General features: G+C 72.5%; 15 protein-coding genes. 14 read left to right on the top strand and 1 reads right to left on the bottom strand.

Translation table 11 applies throughout. The annotated features are described in order from the left end of the window. The first annotated feature begins 13 nt into the window (after positions 1–13). The 12 genes from carA to MED01_RS28540 all read left to right on the top strand — a co-directional run bounded on the left by carA (position 14) and on the right by MED01_RS28540 (position 15,140). Positions 14–1,177, top strand: a complete 1,164-nt coding sequence (carA, locus tag MED01_RS28595; protein ID WP_238671603.1) for a glutamine-hydrolyzing carbamoyl-phosphate synthase small subunit — start codon at positions 14–16, stop codon at positions 1,175–1,177. Then, complete coding sequence (gene carB, locus MED01_RS28590) at positions 1,170–4,517, top strand: carbamoyl-phosphate synthase large subunit (protein WP_238671602.1); 3,348 nt, start codon at positions 1,170–1,172, stop codon at positions 4,515–4,517. The genes carA and carB overlap by 8 nt, the downstream gene beginning before the upstream one ends. Next, positions 4,514–5,560 carry a quinone-dependent dihydroorotate dehydrogenase gene (locus MED01_RS28585; protein WP_238671601.1) on the top strand — a complete coding sequence of 349 codons (1,047 nt, stop codon included), beginning with the start codon at positions 4,514–4,516 and terminating at the stop codon, positions 5,558–5,560. The genes carB and MED01_RS28585 overlap by 4 nt, the downstream gene beginning before the upstream one ends. Positions 5,561–5,857: 297 nt before the next feature. Then, positions 5,858–7,132: an adenosylmethionine--8-amino-7-oxononanoate transaminase gene (locus MED01_RS28580; protein ID WP_238671600.1), complete on the top strand. Its 1,275-nt coding sequence runs from the start codon at positions 5,858–5,860 to the stop codon at positions 7,130–7,132. Positions 7,133–7,205: 73 nt separating this feature from the next. After that, positions 7,206–8,042: an orotidine-5'-phosphate decarboxylase gene (gene pyrF, locus MED01_RS28575; RefSeq protein ID WP_238671599.1), complete on the top strand. Its 837-nt coding sequence runs from the start codon at positions 7,206–7,208 to the stop codon at positions 8,040–8,042. 178 nt (positions 8,043–8,220) lie between these two features. Then, a complete protein-coding gene (mihF, locus tag MED01_RS28570; RefSeq protein WP_030335662.1) occupies positions 8,221–8,538 on the top strand; it encodes an integration host factor, actinobacterial type in 318 nt (105 codons plus the stop codon). Between the two features lie 25 nt (positions 8,539–8,563). Then, positions 8,564–9,097 carry a nucleoside/nucleotide kinase family protein gene (locus MED01_RS28565; RefSeq protein ID WP_238671598.1) on the top strand — a complete coding sequence of 178 codons (534 nt, stop codon included), beginning with the start codon at positions 8,564–8,566 and terminating at the stop codon, positions 9,095–9,097. A 64-nt stretch (positions 9,098–9,161) separates the two neighbouring features. Further along, positions 9,162–9,425 (top strand): DNA-directed RNA polymerase subunit omega, encoded by a 264-nt coding sequence (gene rpoZ / locus MED01_RS28560; RefSeq protein ID WP_030335666.1) that lies wholly within the window; start codon positions 9,162–9,164, stop codon positions 9,423–9,425. A gap of 14 nt (positions 9,426–9,439) precedes the next feature. Next, positions 9,440–10,648: a bifunctional phosphopantothenoylcysteine decarboxylase/phosphopantothenate--cysteine ligase CoaBC gene (coaBC, locus tag MED01_RS28555; protein ID WP_238671597.1), complete on the top strand. Its 1,209-nt coding sequence runs from the start codon at positions 9,440–9,442 to the stop codon at positions 10,646–10,648. Between the two features lie 87 nt (positions 10,649–10,735). Beyond that, positions 10,736–11,929 carry a methionine adenosyltransferase gene (gene metK, locus MED01_RS28550; protein WP_091401916.1) on the top strand — a complete coding sequence of 398 codons (1,194 nt, stop codon included), beginning with the start codon at positions 10,736–10,738 and terminating at the stop codon, positions 11,927–11,929. Further along, on the top strand, positions 11,926–13,899 hold the full coding sequence (locus MED01_RS28545) for a primosomal protein N' (RefSeq protein ID WP_274526413.1): 1,974 nt from the start codon (positions 11,926–11,928) through the stop codon (positions 13,897–13,899). The genes metK and MED01_RS28545 overlap by 4 nt, the downstream gene beginning before the upstream one ends. A gap of 257 nt (positions 13,900–14,156) precedes the next feature. After that, on the top strand, positions 14,157–15,140 hold the full coding sequence (locus MED01_RS28540) for an AAA family ATPase (protein WP_238671595.1): 984 nt from the start codon (positions 14,157–14,159) through the stop codon (positions 15,138–15,140). A 79-nt stretch (positions 15,141–15,219) separates the two neighbouring features. On the opposite strand, the gene MED01_RS28535 is transcribed toward MED01_RS28540, so the two are convergent. After that, a complete protein-coding gene (locus tag MED01_RS28535; RefSeq protein ID WP_238671594.1) occupies positions 15,220–16,500 on the bottom strand; it encodes a chymotrypsin family serine protease in 1,281 nt (426 codons plus the stop codon). A gap of 239 nt (positions 16,501–16,739) precedes the next feature. Here MED01_RS28535 and MED01_RS28530 point away from each other — a divergent pair, with 239 nt between their 5' ends. Both MED01_RS28530 and def read left to right on the top strand, forming a co-directional pair. Beyond that, on the top strand, positions 16,740–19,223 hold the full coding sequence (locus MED01_RS28530; protein WP_238671593.1) for an ATP-binding protein: 2,484 nt from the start codon (positions 16,740–16,742) through the stop codon (positions 19,221–19,223). A gap of 85 nt (positions 19,224–19,308) precedes the next feature. After that, entirely contained in the window at positions 19,309–19,866 is a 558-nt protein-coding gene (gene def, locus MED01_RS28525; RefSeq protein ID WP_091401921.1) for a peptide deformylase, read from the top strand. The last annotated feature ends 4 nt before the right edge of the window (positions 19,867–19,870 follow it).

Raw genomic sequence — 19,870 nt, 5'->3', positions numbered from 1 at the left:
GGCGGGCACGGTAATGGTCAAGCGCAGACCCGCGATCCTTGTCCTCGAGGACGGGCGCACGTTCCCCGGCGAGGCGTACGGCAGCGTCGGGGAGACCTTCGGCGAGGCGGTCTTCAACACCGGCATGACCGGTTATCAGGAGACCCTGACCGACCCGTCCTACCACCGTCAGGTGGTGGTGCAGACCGCGCCGCACATCGGCAACACCGGCGTCAACGGCGAGGACGACGAGTCCGGTCGGATCTGGGTGGCCGGCTACGTCGTGCGCGACCCGGCCCGGATCGGCTCGAACTGGCGGGCCACCGGTGGTCTCGAGGACCGCCTCGCCACCGAGGGTGTGGTGGGCATCAGCGGCGTGGACACCCGGGCGCTGACCCGGCACCTGCGCGAGCGGGGCGCCATGCGGGTGGGCATCTCCAGCATCGACAACGACCCGCAGAGCCTGCTGGCCCGGGTCCGCCAGGCGCCGCAGATGGTCGGCGCGGACCTGTCCGCCGAGGTGAGCACCGCCGAGCCGTACGTCGTCGAGGCCCTGGGCGAGCACCGGTTCACAGTGGCCGCCCTGGACCTGGGCATCAAGCGCAACGTGCCGCGTCGGCTGGCCACCCGTGGGGTGACCACGCACGTGCTGCCGGCGTCGTCGAGCATCGACCAGATGCTCGCCACCGGCGCCGACGCGATCTTCCTGTCGCCCGGTCCGGGCGACCCGGCCACCGCCGACGCCCCGGTGGAACTGGCCCGGGAGGCGCTGCGGCGGGAGGTGCCGCTGTTCGGCATCTGCTTCGGCAGCCAGATCCTCGGCCGGGCGCTCGGCTTCGGCACCTACAAGCTGGGCTACGGCCACCGGGGAATCAACCAGCCGGTGCTCGACCGGGTCACCGGCAAGGTCGAGGTGACCAGCCACAACCACGGCTTCGCCGTGCAGGTCCCCGGCTCGGGCGACGGCGCTGTCGTCCCCGACCAGGTGATCGACACCGACTTCGGTGGCGTACGGGTGTCACACGTCTGCCTCAATGACAACGTGGTCGAGGGGCTGCGAGCAGTGGACCTGCCCGCGTTCACCGTCCAGTACCACCCGGAGGCGGCAGCCGGCCCGCACGACGCGGACTACCTCTTCGACCGATTCGCCGAACTGATCGAAGGCCGGACCCACAGCAAGGGGCGCAGCAATGCCTAAGCGGACCGATCTCAAGCACATCCTCGTGATCGGCTCCGGGCCGATCGTCATCGGGCAGGCCTGCGAGTTCGACTACTCCGGCACCCAGGCGTGCCGGGTGCTGCGCAGCGAGGGGATCCGGGTCAGCCTGGTCAACTCCAACCCGGCGACGATCATGACGGACCCGGAGTTCGCCGACGCGACGTACGTCGAGCCGATCACCCCGGAGTTCGTGGAGCTGGTCATCGCCAAGGAGCGCCCGGACGCGATCCTCGCGACCCTCGGCGGGCAGACCGCGCTGAACACGGCCGTCGCCCTGCACGAGGCCGGCGTCCTGGAGAAGTACGGCGTGGAGTTGATCGGCGCGAACATCGACGCCATCAACCGGGGCGAGGACCGGCAGCTGTTCAAGGAGATCGTGGCGAAGGCCGGCGTACGGCTGGGCGTCGACGACCCGGCCGGGTTGGTGCCCCGCTCGCGGGTCTGCCACTCGATGGACGAGGTCGAGGCGACAGTCGCCGAGCTGGGCCTGCCGGTGGTGATCCGGCCGTCGTTCACAATGGGTGGCCTGGGCTCCGGCATGGCGCACACCCCGGAGGACCTGGCCCGCATCGCCGGCGACGGCCTGTCCGCCAGCCCGGTGCACGAGGTGCTCATCGAGGAGAGCGTGCTCGGCTGGAAGGAGTACGAGCTCGAGCTGATGCGCGACCGGCACGACAACGTGGTGGTGGTCTGCTCGATCGAGAACATCGACCCGATGGGTGTGCACACCGGCGACAGCGTCACTGTGGCCCCGGCCATGACGCTCACCGACCGGGAGTACCAGCGCCTGCGTGACCTGGGCATCGCCGTGCTGCGCGAGGTCGGGGTGGACACCGGCGGCTGCAACATCCAGTTCGCTGTCAACCCGGTCGACGGCCGGATCGTCGTGATCGAGATGAACCCGCGGGTGTCGCGGTCGTCGGCGCTGGCCTCCAAGGCGACCGGCTTCCCGATCGCGAAGATCGCCGCCAAGCTGGCCATCGGCTACACCCTCGACGAGATCCCCAACGACATCACCCTGAAGACCCCGGCGGCGTTCGAGCCGACCCTGGACTACGTGGTGGTGAAGATCCCCCGGTTCGCGTTCGAGAAGTTCCCCGGCGCGGACCCGGAGCTGACCACCACGATGAAGTCGGTGGGCGAGGCGATGAGCCTCGGGCGCAACTTCACCGAGGCGCTGAACAAGGCGATGCGCTCGATGGAAACCAAGTCGGCCGGTTTCTGGAGTGTGCCGGACCCTGCCGGCGTCACACTGGCGGACACCCTCGCGGCGCTGCGGATCCCGCACGACGGTCGGCTGTACACGGTGGAGCGGGCGCTGCGGCTCGGGGCGTCGATCGCCGAGGTGGCCGAGGCGTCCGGCGGGATCGACCCGTGGTTCCTGGACCAGATCGCCGCGCTGATCGAGCTGCGCACCGAGATCGTCGACGCGCCGGTGCTCGACGCCGACCTGCTGCGTCGTGCCAAGCGGGCCGGTCTGTCCGACCGGCAGCTCGCCGCGCTGCGCCCGGAGCTGGCCGCCGAGGACGGCGTACGGACCCTGCGCCACCGCCTTGACGTGCGCCCGGTCTACAAGACAGTGGACACCTGCGCGGCCGAGTTCGAGGCGACCACTCCGTACCACTACTCGACGTACGACCTGGAGTCCGAGGTCGTGCCGTCGGACCGGCCGAAGGTGCTGATCCTGGGCTCCGGCCCGAACCGGATCGGGCAGGGCATCGAGTTCGACTACTCCTGCGTGCACGCCGTCCAGGCGTTGCGGTCGGCCGGTTACGAGACGGTCATGGTCAACTGCAACCCGGAGACGGTCTCCACCGACTACGACACCGCCGACCGGCTCTATTTCGAGCCGTTGACCTTCGAGGACGTCCTGGAGGTCTGGCACGCCGAGGACTCGTCCGGCCGGGCGGCCGGCGGGCCGGGTGTGGTCGGGGTGGTCGTCCAGCTCGGCGGGCAGACCCCGCTGGGGCTGGCGCAGCGGCTCAAGAACGCCGGTGTGCCGATCGTCGGCACCTCCCCGGAGTCGATCCACCTGGCCGAGGAGCGCGGCGCGTTCGGCGCGGTGCTGGCCCGTGCCGGCCTGCGCGCGCCGGCGCACGGCATGGCCACCTCGTACGACGAGGCCAAGACGATCGCCGACGAGATCGGCTACCCGGTGCTGGTCCGGCCGTCGTACGTGCTGGGCGGGCGGGGCATGGAGATCGTCTACGACGACCCGACGCTGCGCGACTACATCGGCCGGGCCACCGACATCTCCCCGGACCACCCGGTGCTGGTGGACCGGTTCCTCGACGACGCCATCGAGATCGACGTGGACGCGCTGTGCGACGCCGACGGCGAGGTCTACATCGGCGGTGTGATGGAGCACATCGAGGAGGCGGGTATCCACTCCGGCGACTCGTCCTGCGCGCTCCCGCCGATCACCCTCGCGGGCTCGCACCTGGTCGAGGTCCGCCGCTACACCGAGGCCATCGCGCGTGGCGTCGGGGTCCGGGGCCTGCTCAACGTGCAGTACGCCCTCAAGGACGACGTGCTCTACGTGCTGGAGGCCAACCCGCGCGCGTCGCGGACCGTCCCGTTCGTCTCCAAGGCCACGGCGGTGCCGCTGGCCAAGGCGGCGGCCCGGATCGCGCTCGGGGCGAGCATCGCCGAGCTGCGCGCCGAGGGCCTGCTGCCGGCGACCGGGGACGGGGGCACGATGCCCGCCGACGCGCCGGTCGCCGTCAAGGAGGCGGTGCTGCCGTTCAAGCGTTTCCGGACCCGCGCTGGCAAGGGGATCGACTCGCTGCTCGGGCCGGAGATGAAGTCGACCGGCGAGGTGATGGGCATCGACACCAACTTCGGGCATGCCTTCGCCAAGAGCCAGTCGGCGGCGTACGGGTCGCTGCCGACCGCCGGGAAGATCTTCGTCTCGGTGGCCAACCGGGACAAGCGCGGCATGATCTTCCCGATCAAGCGGCTGGCCGATCTGGGCTTCGAGATCGTCGCCACCGCCGGCACGGCCGAGGTGCTGCGCCGGCACGGCATCGCCTGTGAGCAGATCCGTAAGCACTACCAGGCCGGTGCGGGCGACGACGCGGTGTCGTTGATCGGCGGCGGCCACGTGGCGCTGGTGATCAACACGCCGCAGGGCTCGGGTGCCAGCGCCCGCTCCGACGGTTATGAGATCCGCAGCGCGGCCGTCACCGCGGACATCCCCTGCATCACCACGGTTCCCGGCGCCGCCGCAGCGGTGATGGGCATCGAGGCGCGGATCCGCGGCGACATGCAGGTCCGCCCCCTGCAGGACCTGCACGCCATCCTGCGGGCGGCCCAGTGACAGTGTTCGAGCAGGCGGTACGGCCGTGGTTGTTCCGGCTCGGGGGCGGGGACGCCGAGACGGCGCACGAGTGGACCCTGCGGCGGTTGGCTGCCCTGTCGCGGCGGCCGGCCGCGCTCGCCGCGCTGCGGGCCCGGTACGCGGTCGACGCGCCGCGCACCGTGTTCGGGGTGCGGTTCCCCAACCCGGTCGGGTTGGCCGCCGGAATGGACAAGGACGGCGCGGCGCTGCCGGCCTGGCCGGCGCTCGGCTTCGGTTTCGTGGAGGTCGGCACGGTCACCGCGCACGCCCAACCGGGCAACCCCCGGCCGCGGCTGTTCCGCCTGCCGGCCAGCGAGGCGGTGGTCAACCGGATGGGCTTCAACAACGCCGGGGCCGCTGCGCTGGCCGCCCGGCTGGCGGCGCTGCCGCGCCCGCTCGGGGTGCCGCTGGGCATCTCGCTGGGCAAGTCCAAGGTGACCCCGCTGGACGAGGCGGTCGAGGACTACCTCGCCTCGTACCGGGCGCTGCGCGGGCACGGGGACTACTTCGCTGTGAACGTGTCCTCACCGAACACCCCGGGTCTGCGGTCGTTGCAGGACCGTGCCCACCTGGACGCGCTGCTCGGCGCGCTGGTGGGGGAGAAGCCGGTGCTGGTCAAGATCGCACCAGACCTGACCGAGGCGGCGATCGCCGAGCTGCTGGAGGTCTGCCTGGCCCGGGGCGCCGCCGGGGTGATCGCCACCAACACCACCCTGTCTCGCGAGGGGCTGGCCAGCGGTGACGTCGAGCGTGGCGGGCAGGCCGGTGGGCTCTCCGGTCGGCCGCTCACCGGGCGGGCCCGCGAGGTGGTCGCCTTCGTCCACCGGGAGACCGACGGCCGGCTGCCGATCATCGGCGTCGGCGGGGTGCTGGATCCGGACGACGCGGCGCGGATGTTCGATGCCGGCGCCGCCCTGGTGCAGCTCTACACCGGCTTCATCTACCGAGGACCGGCCCTGGTCCGCGCCGCCGCCCGCGCGGCGGCCGCAACGGCGGCACCGGACGCGGTCGCCGGCCGGTGACCGCACCGGCCCGGTGCTCGCCCGGCCTCGCGTCAGGCCGGCCCGCGCCGGCTCGCCGCCGAACCGGCGTGGGCCGGCGTGGGCCTGCGCCGGCTCGCCGCCGAACCGGCTGCGCACCCGGGAGGCGAACCTCGTCGCAGATCCTTTGCTCTGCTTCAACCCACGCGACGGCCGACGTCCGATCTCCGGACACCGGGTGTGGCGTCCGGTGAAGCAGAGCAAAGGCGGCGCAGGGATGACTCGACCCGGCTGTGGGACGTCCGCCGCCCGGCCCGTCCGTGTCTGGAAGGAGTACGCGTGACACCCGAGGAGATCCTGGCCGCTGACCGGGCGCACGTCTGGCACCCGTACGCCGCGCTGCCGCCGGCCAACCCGCCCTACGTGGTGCAGAGCGCCGAGGGGGTACGGCTCACCCTGGCCGACGGGCGTGAGCTGGTGGACGGCATGTCGTCCTGGTGGGCGGCGATCCACGGGTACCGGCACCCGGTGCTGGACGCGGCGGTGACCGACCAGCTCGGCCGGATGAGCCACGTGATGTTCGGCGGGCTCACCCACGAGCCGGCGGTGCAGCTGGCCCGAACACTGGTCGAGCTGACCCCGGACGGCCTGGAGCACGTGTTCCTGGCCGACTCCGGCTCGGTCAGCGTCGAGGTGGCGGTGAAGATGTGCCTGCAGTACCAGCGGGCCGTCGGGCGGCCCAAGCGGCGCCGGCTGGCTACCTGGCGGGGTGGCTACCACGGCGACACCTTCCATCCGATGAGCGTCTGCGACCCGGAGGGCGGGATGCACCACCTGTGGGGCGACGTGCTGCCCCGGCAGGTGTTCGCCCCGGTGCCGCCGGGCGGCTTCACCGATCCGCCCGACGACGCGTACGTGGCGGCGCTGGTCGAGACGGTCGAGCGGCACGCCGACGAGTTGGCCGCCGTGATCGTCGAGCCCGTCGTCCAGGGCGCCGGCGGGATGCGCTTCCACCACCCGGGTTACCTGCGGGTGCTGCGCGAGGTGACCCGCGCGCACGGGATCCTGCTGATCTTCGACGAGATCGCCACCGGGTTCGGCCGTACCGGCGAGATGTTCGCCGCCGAGCACGCCGGGGTCACGCCGGACGTGCTCTGTGTGGGCAAGGCGCTGACCGGCGGGTACCTGACCCTCGCGGCGACAGTGTGCACCGCGGAGGTCGCCCGGGGCATCTCGGCGGCCGGTGTGCTGGCGCACGGGCCCACGTTCATGGGTAACCCGTTGGCCTGCGCGGTGGCGAACGCCTCCATCGGGCTGCTGCGGGCCGGAGACTGGGCCGGCCAGGTCGCCAGGGTCGGCGCCGGTCTGCGCGCCGGTCTGGAGCCCCTGCGCGGCATGCCGGGCGTGGCCGACGTACGGGTCCTCGGCGCGATCGGCGTGGTCCAGCTCGATCACGAGGTCGACCTTGGCGCGGCGACCGCGGCCGCGGTCGCCCAGGGGGTCTGGCTGCGTCCGTTCCGCGACCTGATCTACACGATGCCGCCGTACGTCACCGACGACGTGGACCTGGCCCGGATCGCGACCGGGGTGGCGGCGGCGGTGACTGCTGGCTGAGTCGGCCCGGCCACCGGGTCGACTGGTTACCCGGGCGGGTCAGCCGCCCGGACGAGAAGAGGGGAACACTCCGATGGAGAGCTTCGGTACCCGGCTGCACCGGGCGGTCACCGAGCGGGGCCCACTCTGTGTGGGCATCGACCCGCATCCCGGTCTGCTGGCGCAGTGGGGCCTCCCGGACGACCTTCAGGGGCTCGACCGTTTCAGCCGGATCGTTGTCGACGCCCTCGGTGACCGGGTTGCGGTAGTCAAGCCTCAGTCGGCCTTTTTCGAGCGATTCGGATCCCGAGGTGTGGCGATTCTTGAGTCAACTATCCGACAGTTACGAGAAGCCGGCTCGCTCGTTCTGCTCGACGTCAAGCGCGGCGACATCGGCTCGACGGTGAGCGCGTACGCCTCGGCGTACCTTGATCCATCCAGCCCCGTGTATGTCGACGCGGTCACCGCGAGCCCCTACCTCGGGGTCGGTTCGCTGGCGCCGATGTTCGAGCTGGCCGCCGAGCACGGCGGCGGGGTGTTCGTGTTGGCCCTCACCTCCAACCCCGAGGGCGCTGCCGTGCAGCGGGCCGTCACGGCCGACGGCCGCACCGTGGCGCAAACCGTGATCGACGAGATTTCGCAGCTCAACAGGGGTGCGTCCCCGCTCGGGAGCTTCGGTCTGGTGGTCGGCGCGACCATCGGTGACACCGGTCACGACCTCTCCGGTGTGGGCGGCCCACTGCTCTCTCCGGGGCTCGGCGCACAGGGTGCCGGTGCAGCCGATCTGCGTACCGTCTTCGGTTCGAGCCTCGCCTCGGTGCTCCCGTCGTACTCCCGGGAGGTGCTCTCGGCAGGCCCCGATGTGACCGCGCTGCGGGCCGCCGCGGACCGCGTGTTGGTCGACTGCCGGGCCGTTCTGCCTGCCCGGTGACTGACTGACGGGTCGGTCACTCTACGGTGATCATGCGGCCCCCACGTTGCCGAAAGCTCCGTTGGCCGCTAGTTTTCCCCGCGCTGGGAACCATGGACCCCTTGGTTCACAGCGACACCACGTTTCACAGATGCGGCGGTGCGCCCCGCCCGCCGCGATAGGGACCTGAGGAGAACTGGTGCCGCTCCCGTCACTGACCCCCGAACAACGCGCTGCCGCGCTCGAGAAGGCCGCGGAGATCCGCAAGGCCCGTGCTCAGCTGAAGGAGCAGCTCAAGCAGGGCAAGACCACCCTCGGTGCCGTCCTCGAGCGGGCCGAGAGCGACGACGTCGTTGGCAAGCTCAAGGTGTCGGCCGTCCTGCAGGCCATGCCGGGCATCGGCAAGATCCGGGCTACCCAGATCATGGAGAAGCTCAAGATCGCCGACAGCCGTCGCCTGCGTGGCCTCGGCGAGCAGCAGCGCAAGGCACTGCTTGGAGAGTTCGCCGCCAACTGAACCTGGCAGCGTGTAGAAACAAGCAGTGAGCACGGATGACGAGGCGCGCCCGGCGGCTCGGCTCACTGTCCTGGCTGGACCTTCGGGTTCCGGCAGGGAGAGTGTCGTCGAGCTCGTCCGGGCGCGTTCTCCGTCCGTGTGGATCCCGGTCGCGGCAACCACCAGGCCGCGCCGGGAGTCGGAGATCGACGGGGTGGACCGCGTCTTCCTCGCCCCCGCCGAGTTCGATCGGCGGATCGTCGACGGCGAGCTGCTGGAGTGGTCCCGGATCGGTTCGCACCGCCGGGGCACCCCGTACCCGCCGCTACGCGCCCGGCTCGACGCCGGGCAGCAGGTGCTGCTCCCGCTCGACCTGCGCGGCGTCCCACTGGTCCGGGCGCGCCTGCCCGATGCCCGGCTGGTGTTGCTGAGCCCACCCGGGTACGCGCCCGACGCCACGGTGGCCGCCACCGTCGAGCACGCGCTGACCCACGACCACACCGAACGGGTGGTCGAGGAGCTGGTAGGCTTACTCGGTTCTTCTTATCCGGATCCGGCCTGGTCGCGCGTGCGTGGCTGACGGTCGGCCGCCGTTGAGACTCAGCACCGCGTCCGCGCGGCTCGAAAGACGCAGAGGTTAATTCGTGGGATCCATCGCCAACCCCGAAGGCATCACCAACCCGCCGATCGACGAGCTCCTCGAGAAGACGACGTCGAAGTACGCGCTGGTCATCTTCGCCGCCAAGCGCGCGCGCCAGGTCAACGCCTACTACAGCCAGCTCGGTGAGGGTCTGCTGGAGTACGTCGGCCCGCTCGTCGAGACCACCCCGCAGGAGAAGCCCCTCTCCATCGCCATGCGCGAGATCAACTCGGGCCTGCTCACCGCCGAGCCGACCGACCAGCCGTAAGCCCCCGCTGGCCGATGTCCGCCTCGATCGTCCTCGGGGTCGGCGGCGGCATCGCCGCCTACAAGGCGTGTGAGCTGCTGCGACTCTTCACCGAATCGGGTCACCGGGTTCGGGTCGTGCCAACCGCGTCGGCGCTCCGCTTCGTTGGAGCGCCGACCTGGGCCGCGCTCTCCGGTCAACCGGTCGCCGACGACGTCTGGACCGACGTCCACGAGGTGCCGCACGTCCGGCTCGGTAAGCAGGCCGACCTGGTGGTGGTCGCGCCGACCACCACCGACCTGCTCGCCAAGGCCGCCCACGGCCTCGCCGACGACCTGCTGACCAACACCCTGCTGACCGCCCGCTGCCCGGTCCTGCTGGCCCCGGCCATGCACACCGAGATGTGGGAGCACCCCGCCACGGTCGCCAACGTCGCCACGTTGCGCTCCAGGGGAGTGCGGGTCATCGAGCCCGCTGTCGGCCGGCTCACCGGCGCCGACACCGGCAAGGGGCGGCTCCCCGACCCGGCGGAGATCTTCGCCGTCGCCGGCCGGCTCCTGGCCCGCGGTGACTCCGCCCCCGCCGACCTGGCCGGTCGCCGGGTGGTCGTCACCGCCGGCGGCACCCGCGAGCCCCTCGACCCGGTGCGTTTCCTGGGCAACCGTTCGTCGGGCAAGCAGGGGTACGCGTTCGCCCGCGCGGCGGTCGCCCGGGGTGCCCGGGTCACACTGATCTCGGCCAACGTCGGCCTCGCCGACCCGGCCGGTGTCGACCTGATCCGGGTGGGCACCACCGCCGAGTTGCGGGAGGCGACAGTCAAGGCCGCCGTCGAGGCCGACGCGGTGGTGATGGCGGCGGCTCCGGCCGATTTCCGGCCCGCGACGTACGCGACTGGCAAAATCAAGAAGTCGGACGACGGTGTCGCACCCACCATCGAACTCGTCACGAACCCGGACATCGCGGCGGAGCTCGGCCAGCGCAAACGACCAGGGCAGGTGCTGGTGGTGTTCGCCGCCGAGACCGGCGACGCCGAGGCCAACGGCCGGGCGAAACTCGCCCGGAAGCGGGCCGACCTGATCGTGGTCAACGAGGTCGGTCCGGATCTGGTCTTCGGTGCCGACACCAACACGGTGACGGTGATCGGCGCGGACGGCTCGGTCAGCCGGCTGCCCGAGCAGGCCAAGGAAGCTGTGGCCGACGCCGTGTGGGACCTCGTCGTGGCGCGGCTGCCTGGCCGCTCCTGACGGGTGGAACAGGGCGCGACCGATCCCGACACCGGCCGCAGTGGTGATTAGACTGCCGCGGAACGACCTCACACGCTTAGGAGTGCCGTGACACGCCGTCTCTTCACGTCCGAATCGGTCACGGAAGGCCACCCGGACAAGATCGCTGACCAGATCAGCGATGGCATCCTCGACGCGTTGCTGACCGAGGACCCTCACAGCCGCGTGGCAGTGGAGACCATGATCACCACCGGTCAGGTGCACATCGCCGGTGAGGTGACCACCAAGGCGTACGCCGACATCCCGACGATCGTCCGCCGGACCATCCTCGACATCGGTTACGACTCGTCGAAGAAGGGCTTCGACGGCGCCTCCTGTGGGGTCAGCGTCTCCATCGGCGCCCAGTCCGAGGACATCGCGCAGGGTGTGGACAACGCCTTCGAGCTGCGCACCGGTGCGTCGGAGAGCGCGCTGGACGCGCAGGGCGCCGGCGACCAGGGCATGATGTTCGGCTTCGCCTGCTCGGAGACGCCCGAGCTGATGCCGCTGCCGATCGCGCTCGCGCACCGGTTGGCCCGCCGCCTCTCGGCGGTGCGCAAGGACGGCACGATCCCGTACCTGCGGCCGGACGGCAAGACCCAGGTCACCATCGAGTACGAGGGGCTGCGCCCGGTCCGGCTGAACACCGTTGTGGTGTCCAGCCAGCACGCCGCCGACATCTCGCTGGACTCGCTGCTCACCCCGGACGTGCGCGACCACGTGATCGCCCCGGAGCTGGAGAGCCTCGGCCTGGACACCGACGGTTACCGGCTGCTGGTCAACCCGACCGGCCGGTTCGAGATCGGCGGTCCGATGGGCGACGCCGGGCTGACCGGCCGCAAGATCATCGTCGACACCTACGGTGGGTACGCCCGCCACGGTGGCGGCGCGTTCTCCGGCAAGGACCCGTCGAAGGTGGACCGCTCGGCCGCGTACGCGATGCGCTGGGTGGCCAAGAACGTGGTCGCCGCCGGCCTGGCCGAGCGGTGCGAGGCGCAGGTCGCCTACGCGATCGGCAAGGCGCACCCGGTGAGCCTCTTCATCGAGACGTTCGGCACCGAGACGGTGCCCGTCTCCTCGATCGAGAAGGCCGTCACCGAGGTGTTCGACCTGCGTCCGGCCGCGATCATCCGGGACCTCAACCTGCTCCGCCCGATCTACCAGCAGACCGCCGCGTACGGCCACTTCGGCCGGGAGCTGCCGGACCTGACCTGGGAGAGCACCGACCGGGCCGCCGACCTCAAGTCGGCCGCGGGAGCCTGACCGCCACCAAGCGCAGCGACCGGCGACCCGCTGATGGGTCGCCGGTCGCACGCGTCTGCGTGGATGTCGGACTGGCGCACCTGGACCGGCCGTTCGACTACCTGGTGCCGGCGGAGCTGGACGAGGTGGCGGTGCCCGGTACCCGGGTGAAGGTGCGCTTCGCCGGGCAACTCGTCGACGGGTGGTTGCTGTCACGCGCCGACGACTCCGGGCACACCGGCCGCCTCGCGTACCTGGAGAAGGTGGTCTCCCCGGAGCCGGTGCTGGCCCCCGAGGTCGCCCGGCTGGCCCGGGCGGTCGCCGACCGGTACGCGGGCAGCCTCGCCGACGTGCTCCGGCTCGCCGTGCCACCCCGGCACGCGCGGGTGGAGAAGGAGCCCCACGACGAGCCACCCACCCCGACGGCCCCCACCGGGGCCTTCGACCCACGCGGGTGGCGCGACTACCCGGCCGGCCCGGCCCTGCTGCGGGCGCTCGTCGACGGCCGTGCGCCCCGCGCGGTCTGGTCGGCGCTGCCCGGTGAGGACTGGGCGGCCCGTTACGCCGACGCGGTGGCGGCCACCGTCGCCGGTGGGCGCGGCGCGGTGGTCGTGGTGCCCGACGCGCGTGACCTCGACCGCCTCGACGCGGCGCTCACCGGCGTCCTCGGCCCGGGGCGGCACGTCACCCTCTCCGCCGCGCTCGGTCCGGCCCGGCGCTACCGGGCGTTCCTCGCCGCTCGCCGTGGCCGGGTGCCGGTGGTGATCGGCACCCGGGCGGCGATGTTCGCCCCGGTGGCCCGGCTCGGCCTCGTCGCCGTCTGGGACGACGGTGACGACCTGCACTCCGAGCCCCGGGCGCCCTACCCGCACGCCCGCGACGTGCTGCTCACCCGCGCCCACCTCGCCGAGGCCGGCGCGCTGGTCGGCGGGTACGCCCGGACGGCCGAGGCGCAGCTGCTGGTGGAGACGGGCTGGGCCCCGGAGGTGGTCGCCGACCGGGCCACCGTGCGGGCGCGGATCCCGGCCATCGCGCCGACCGGGGACGACCCGCAACTGGCCCGCGACCCCGGGGCCGCCACCGCCCGGCTGCCCAGCCTGGCCTGGACGGCTGCCCGCGACGCGCTCCGCCAGGACCTGCCGGTGCTGGTGCAGGTGCCCCGCCGCGGCTACCTCCCGTCGATCTCCTGCGCCGAGTGCCGCACTCCGGCCCGCTGCGCGCACTGCGCCGGCCCGCTCGCGCTGCCCTCGGCCGGCGGCACGCCGGCCTGCCGGTGGTGCGCCAGGGTGGCGGCCGCGTACGCCTGCCCGGAGTGCGGTGGGCGGCGGCTGCGGGCAGCGGTGACCGGGGCTCGGCGGACCGCCGAGGAGCTGGGTCGGGCGTTCCCCGACGTCCCGGTGCGCACCTCGGGGCGCGAGGAGGTGCTGACCGACGTGCCGGGTGGCGCGGCCCTCGTGGTGGCCACCCCGGGCGCCGAGCCGGTCGCCGAGGGCGGCTACGGCGCGGTGCTGCTGCTCGACTCGTGGGCCCTGCTGACCCGGGCCGACCTGCGCGCCGGTGAGGAGGCGCTGCGCCGCTGGCTGGCGGCGGCGGCCCTGGCCCGCCCTGCGCCGGCCGGTCGGGTGGTGGTGGTCGCCGACGGCGCGCTCGCCCCCGTGCAGGCGCTGCTGCGCTGGGACGCCGCCTGGTTCGCCGGTCGGGAGCTGGCCGAGCGTCGCGAGCTGGGCTTCCCGCCGGCCGTGCGGATGGCGAGCGTCACCGGAGCGGCCGAGGCGGTGGCGGACCTGCTGGCGGCGGCCCGGCTGCCGGACGACGCCGAGGTGCTCGGGCCGGTCCCGGCCGAGGAGGGCCGGGAGCGGATGTTGGTCCGGGTGCCCCGGGCCCGGGCCGCAGCGCTCGCCGAGGCGTTGCACTCGGCCGCTGGCGTCCGGGCCGCCCGCAAGGCCGCCGATCCGGTTCGTCTCCAGGTCGATCCGCTGAGCCTGTTCTGAGGCGTTTCGGCCGGTGCCGGCGGTCGCGGACCTCGCCCGCTGCCGGCGGCCCTCGCACACCGCGTCCGGCAGAGCGGTGGCGTCCGAGTGGTAGCATCGCCCGTCATGCCAAGGCGTACGACGGGCTCCAGGTCGCGAGGGGGCGTCAGCCGCGCCAAGCTGGAGCCGTCGCGGGATGGCGCGACGATGGCGGGAACGCGTCGGTCGGGCGCGAGGTCGATGATGTCAGTGAGCCGGTGATCAGGGGTGGACCAGTCGTGACCGTTGGACAATCGATCGTCTTCAACGGCGACCTCGGCAGCGGCAAGAGCACCGTGTCGGTCGAGATCGCCAAGCGGCTCGGCATGCGCCGGGTCAGCGTGGGGGACCTCTACCGGGAGATGGCGCAGCAGCGGCAGATGACCGCCCTGCAACTCAATCTGCACGCCGAGCTCGACCAGGCCGTCGACGGCTACGTCGACCAGCTCCAGCGGGACATCGCCGCCTCCGGTGAGCGCCTCATCATGGACTCCCGGCTGGCCTGGCACTTCTTCACCGACGCGCTCAAGGTGCACATGATCACCGAGCCGGGCGAGGCGGCCCGCCGGGTGCTCGCCCGACCGTCCGGCCCGGCCGAGAGCTACGCCTCGCTGGACGAGGCCAAGGCCAAGCTCCGGGAGCGCAGCGCGAGCGAGCGCAGCCGGTTCATCATCCGTTACGGGGTGGACAAGGCCCGTCTGCGCAACTACGACCTGATCTGTGACACCACCCGGGCCACCGCCAGCGAGGTGATCGAGCACATCGTGGCCGCGTACGAGGGCACGCTCGGTGCCGAGGTGCTGCGCGACGGGCCGCCGCTGCTGCTGCTGGACCCGGCCCGGGTCTACCCGACCGAGGACATCGCCACCCTGCGGGGTCTGTGGGACACCGACTTCGTCGGTGGGGTGGCCGAGGCCGGCGACGAGGCCCTCGAACCGTTGAAGATCGGGTTCACCGGTGAGTACTTCTTCGTCGTCGACGGTCATCGCCGCCTCAGCGCTGCCCTGCAGAACGGGTTCTCCATGGTCCCGGCCCAGTTGGTCGCCGAGGTCGACGAGCCGGTGGTGGGTGGGATGACCGCTATCGACTACTTCGCCGCCCAGGTGCGCCCGGGTCTGATCTACGACTGGGAGGCGGCTCACAAGATCCAACTGCCGCTGCCCGAGCCCGCGCTGCTCCGCGGCGACGCGGTGCTCGCCGGGGACCCGGGCGCCAGCGTCTGAACCGGCGTGAGGCCGGGCCGACGCGCGGGGTGCGCGCGCCGGCCCGGCCACCGAGTCGTACGGCGGTCGCCGCGACGTCTCAGCCGAGGACGACGCCCGTGGCGCCGACGCCGGCCATGCCGGAGAAGATGTCCTCGTAGTAGAACCGCCAGGCGCAGACCCGGCCGGTCTTCACGTAGCCGGTACAGGTCGTCGACGTGAAGGTGTCGTCGATGGCGGTGGTGGTGCCGGTCGCCCAGACCTGGAGCGTGTTCGCAGCGTTCACGATCTCCACCGGGCCACCGCTGTCGCCCTGACCGACGGCGTTGGCGACTGTGGTGTTCTCCGCCTGGACCTGGCCGCAGACCTGACCGAAGTCGCGCACGTTGATGCAGAGGTTGCGGGCCTTCACCTGGATCGAGCAGCGGGTGCCGGAGTACGCGCCCGAGGTGCACACCCAGTTGCCGACCTGGCTGGCCGACGCGCCGATCACCTGGTTGCTGAACTCACTGACCACGTCGCCGTTCGCGGCGGTGCTGTTGTTGAAGACCCGGCCGCCGGCGCCGGCCGACAACAGCAGGGTGTCGGTGCCGGCGTTGCGGGTGCTGACGGTGCCCATCGACTGGCCGGTCGGATCGGTCGCGACGTTGTTGAGGTTGCCGCAGTGCGCGGCGGAGAGGATCCGCGCGTTCCCGTTCTTGAAGACCCCGAAGCCGGTCGAGCAGCCACCGCCGGTGGTGGCGTTGCGCCAGGCGGCACCGCCCCACCACGGCGCGCTGTCGTCCCACCGCGTCGCGGGCGCGGCGGCGACCCTGGTCTGCACGGTCACCGGCACGCCGGCCATGGCCGTCGCGCCGAGCAGCCCGTCCTGCGTGCCGACGAGCAGGCCGGCGCCGTCGGCGCGCGGCCCGACAGTGGTGATCTCGTTTCCGGCCTTGGCCCGCAGCCGATCGGCTGCGGCAAGCAGTTCCCGCTGCGAGTACGCGGCGGGCAGCACCGTGGTGGCGACGGTGGAACGGGCGGTGGTCACCAGGCTCGCCGGCGGCTCACCCTTCCAGTAGACCTGGAGGTGGCGGGTGGTGGGGTCGGCGACGATGCCGGCGAAGCCGGAGTTCGGGCTGCGCTCGGCCACCTTCGTGATCCGCTCGGCGGCGGTGTTCATGCGCTGCTGCAGCCCGAGCAACTCCGACCAGGAGGCGAAGCCGCCGGGCACCGGTGTGCTGTCGACGAAGGATCCGGCGGTGGTGGCCTTGCCGCCCGGTGCGGCGGCGGCCGGGGTGGTGGTCAGGCCCGCGGCGAGCAGCGTGAGACCGATCGCGGTGATGGCGACGCGACGCAACAGCGCCACGGGGCGTCGGGTGGTCGGTTGTGGACGGATCATCGGGTACCTCTTCCCCCAGGTGTCGTGGAGCGGGCCGGGCCCGCACCAGGACGGTGGCACTGGTGTCGACGCCTCGGGACGGATCCTGGACGGGCCTGGACACCGTTGGACACCGCCGGACGGGGAAACCGTCCGTAGTGGAACTGTCATACATTGGCAACCATCTATCGAGCGGCGCGGGGCCGGAATTACCCTGCCCGTGCGCATCCGGGGGGCCGGATGACCGGGGTGGGGGTCGCATGTCTGAGCAGTGGATACCTTCCGGCACTCATCAGACGTCACATGGGTCACCCGAGTTGGCCCGCGCCGGCACCGAGGCGCAGACACTGCCCGAGTTGGCCGGACTGCTGCGCCAGCTACGCCGCCGAGAAGCCCGTCAGCAGGGCGAGACCCTGCTGACGTACCGGCAGTTGGCCGCGAAGACCGGCTGGTCGCGCGGGATCATCGGCGAGTACTTCGCCGGCAACATCCTGCCGCCGCCGGAACGGTTCGACGCTCTCATCCGACTGCTCGGGGCCACCCCCGCCGAACAGGGGGTGCTGGCCACGGCGCGGGACCGGGTCGAGGAGCGGCGTCGCAGCCCGAACCGCGACCGGGCCACCACCCGGCGGGCGGCGGCGCGGGCCAGGGCCGGCGGCCCAGGCGCCGACGCCACGCTTCACCGGTTCCCGACACCCCGCCAACTGCCCCCGGCGCTGCCCGGGTTCGTCGGGCGTGCGGCCCAACTCGCCCAGCTCGACGACGCATGCGCTCGCGCCGGGGGGTCCGAGGACGACGGCGTGGCGTCGGTCACCGTCATGACGTTGTCCGGTACGGCCGGGGTCGGCAAGACGACCCTCGCCGTGAACTTCGCGCACCGGGTCGCCGATCGCTTCCCGGACGGCCAGCTCTACGTCGACCTGCGCGGGTTCGACGCCACCGGAACTGTGGTGACGGCCGTCGAGGCGGTCCGCGGTTTCCTGGAGGCACTCGAGGTGCCGCCCGAGCGCATCCCCACCCACCTGCCCGCGCAGGTGGGCCTCTACCGCAGCCTGCTCGCCGGCCGCCGGATGCTGGTGCTGCTGGACAACGCCCGTGACGCCGACCAGATCCGACCCCTGCTGGTCGGCAGCCCGACCTGCCTGGTCCTGGTAACCAGCCGCAACCGGCTCGCCGGGCTGATCGCCGCCGAAGGCGCCCGGCCGATCGGCGTCGACCTGCTCAGCGCCGCCGAGGCCTGGCAACTGTTGGCCCGGCGGCTCGGCACGGACCGGTTGGCGGCCGAGCCGCAGGCGGTGGACGAGATCATCGAGCGGTGTGCGCGGCTGCCGCTGGCGCTGGCAGTGCTCGCCGCGAGAGCCGCGGAGAAGCCGACGTTCCCGCTGGCCACCCTCGCGGCCGAACTGCGGGCGGCGCCGCGACCACTCGACTCGTTCGACGGAGGGGACGCCGGCACCGACGTGCAGGCCGTCTTCTCCTGGTCGTACCGGAGCCTGACCCCGGCGGCGGCCCGCCTGTTCCGGCTCTTCGGCTGCCATCCCGGACCGGACATCGGGTTCGCCGCGGCGGCCAGTCTGGCCGGGCTGCCTCGGGCCCAGGTGCCCCGACTGCTGGCCGAGCTGGCCCACGCGCACCTCGTCACCGAGCACGCCCCCGGCCGGTTCGGCGCGCACGACCTGCTCCGGGCGTACGCGGCCGAGCAGGTCGAACGCCTCGAACCGGAGGGGGTCCGGCGGGCCACGATCCGGCGTGGGCTGGACCACTACCTGCACACCGCGCACGCGGCGGCGCTGCTGCTGCAACCGGGACGGGACCCGGTCACCCTCACCGCCGCCGCGCCGGGTGTGCTCCCCGAGGAGATCGCCGACCTCAATCAGGCGCTCGCCTGGTTCAGCGTCGAGTACCCGGTGCTGCTGGCGGCGGTCGCCCACGCGAGACGGGTCGGGTTCGACTGCCATGCGTGGCAGCTGGCCTGGACACTTGTGGACTTCCTGCAACGCCGAGGGCGGTGGCCGGACCTGGCCGTGGCCCAGCGCAACGCCCTGGCCGGGGCGCAGCGGGCCGGCGACCGACAGGGGCAGGCGAACGCCCACCGCGACCTCGCCCGGGTGCTGTCCCGCCTGGGCCGGGTGAACGAGGCGGCGAGGAACTACCGGCAGGCCCTGGTGATCTTCGCGGAGCTGGCTGACCACACCGGGCAGGCCCGCACCCACCGGGCGTTCGGCGCGATGCTCGACGGGCTCGGTCGGCACGCCGAGTCCCTGGAGCAGAGCGAGCGGGCGCTGGCGCTGTACCGGGCCTCCGGGCACGTCGCCGGGGAGGCCAGCGCCCGCAACGCGGTGGGGTGGGCGTACGCCCAGCTCGGCCAGTACGAGCCGGCGCTCGGGCACTGCCGGGAGGCGTTGGCGCTGCTGCGGACGACGGGCGACCGGCACGGCGAGGCGAACACCTGGGACAGCCTCGGCTTCATCCACGCCCGACTGGCCGACCACCGGGCCGCGATCCGCTGTTTCCAGCGGGCCCTCGGGCTGTACCGGCGGGTCAGCGACCGCTACGACGAGGCGGACACCCTGTCGCGGCTCGGCGAGAGCCGGCAGGCGGTGGGGGACGCGGCCGGCGCCGCGCGCACCTGGCGGCGGGCACTGGTCATCCTCGACGATCTCGGCCACCCGGACGCCGAGCGGGTGCGGGAGCTGTTGGCCGGGGAGTCCGCCGGTGACGCTGGGCACACCGGCGGTGGTTGAGCGAGGTGCGCCGCCCGGTGTCCGGCCGGGCACTCCGTAGACTGGTACGGCACCGCTCGTCCACCCGAAGAAGGAGCCGTCCCGCGTGACCGTCCAGCCCATCCGTCTGTTTGGGGATCCGGTGCTGCGCACGCCGGCCGATCCGGTGGTCGACTTCGACGCCGAGCTACGTCGGCTCGTCGCCGACCTCACCGACACGATGCGTGAGCAGAACGGCGCCGGCCTGGCCGCGCCGCAGCTCGGTGTGAGCCTACGGGTGTTCACCTTCGACGTCGACGACGTCCTCGGGCACCTGATCAACCCGGTGCTGGAGTTCCCCGACGAGGAGGAGCAGGACGGCCCAGAGGGCTGCCTGTCCATCCCCGGGCTCTACTTCGACACCAAACGTCGGCAGAACGTCGTCGCCAAGGGCTTCAGCTCGTTCGGCGACCCTATGCAGATCGTCGGCACCGGCCTGATGGCGCGCTGCGTGCAGCACGAGACCGACCACCTCGACGGGGTGCTCTTCCTGGACCGACTGGACCCGGAGGGGCGCAAGGAAGCCATGAAGGCGATCCGCCAGGCCGAGTGGTACGACGCGGCGGCCCCGCCCACCGTCAAGCTCAGCCCGCACATCAGCGACCCCTTCGGTCTGGGGCGCTGACCCG

This window comes from Micromonospora alfalfae (assembly GCF_022230925.1).
In the GTDB taxonomy this organism is placed as follows: Bacteria; Actinomycetota; Actinomycetes; order Mycobacteriales; family Micromonosporaceae; genus Micromonospora; species Micromonospora alfalfae.
This window is presented reverse-complemented; position numbering and strand designations above follow the sequence as displayed.

What these genes read in the sequence shown, in the direction of transcription:
- carA (WP_238671603.1), top strand. Translation starts at nt 14, where the DNA reads ATGGTCAAGCGCAGACCCGCGATCCTTGTCCTCGAGGACGGGCGCACG.
- carB (WP_238671602.1), top strand. Translation starts at nt 1,170, where the DNA reads ATGCCTAAGCGGACCGATCTCAAGCACATCCTCGTGATCGGCTCCGGG.
- pyrF (WP_238671599.1), top strand. Translation starts at nt 7,206, where the DNA reads ATGGAGAGCTTCGGTACCCGGCTGCACCGGGCGGTCACCGAGCGGGGC.
- coaBC (WP_238671597.1), top strand. Translation starts at nt 9,440, where the DNA reads ATGTCCGCCTCGATCGTCCTCGGGGTCGGCGGCGGCATCGCCGCCTAC.
- MED01_RS28535 (WP_238671594.1), bottom strand. Translation starts at nt 16,500, where the DNA reads ATGATCCGTCCACAACCGACCACCCGACGCCCCGTGGCGCTGTTGCGT.
- MED01_RS28530 (WP_238671593.1), top strand. Translation starts at nt 16,740, where the DNA reads ATGTCTGAGCAGTGGATACCTTCCGGCACTCATCAGACGTCACATGGG.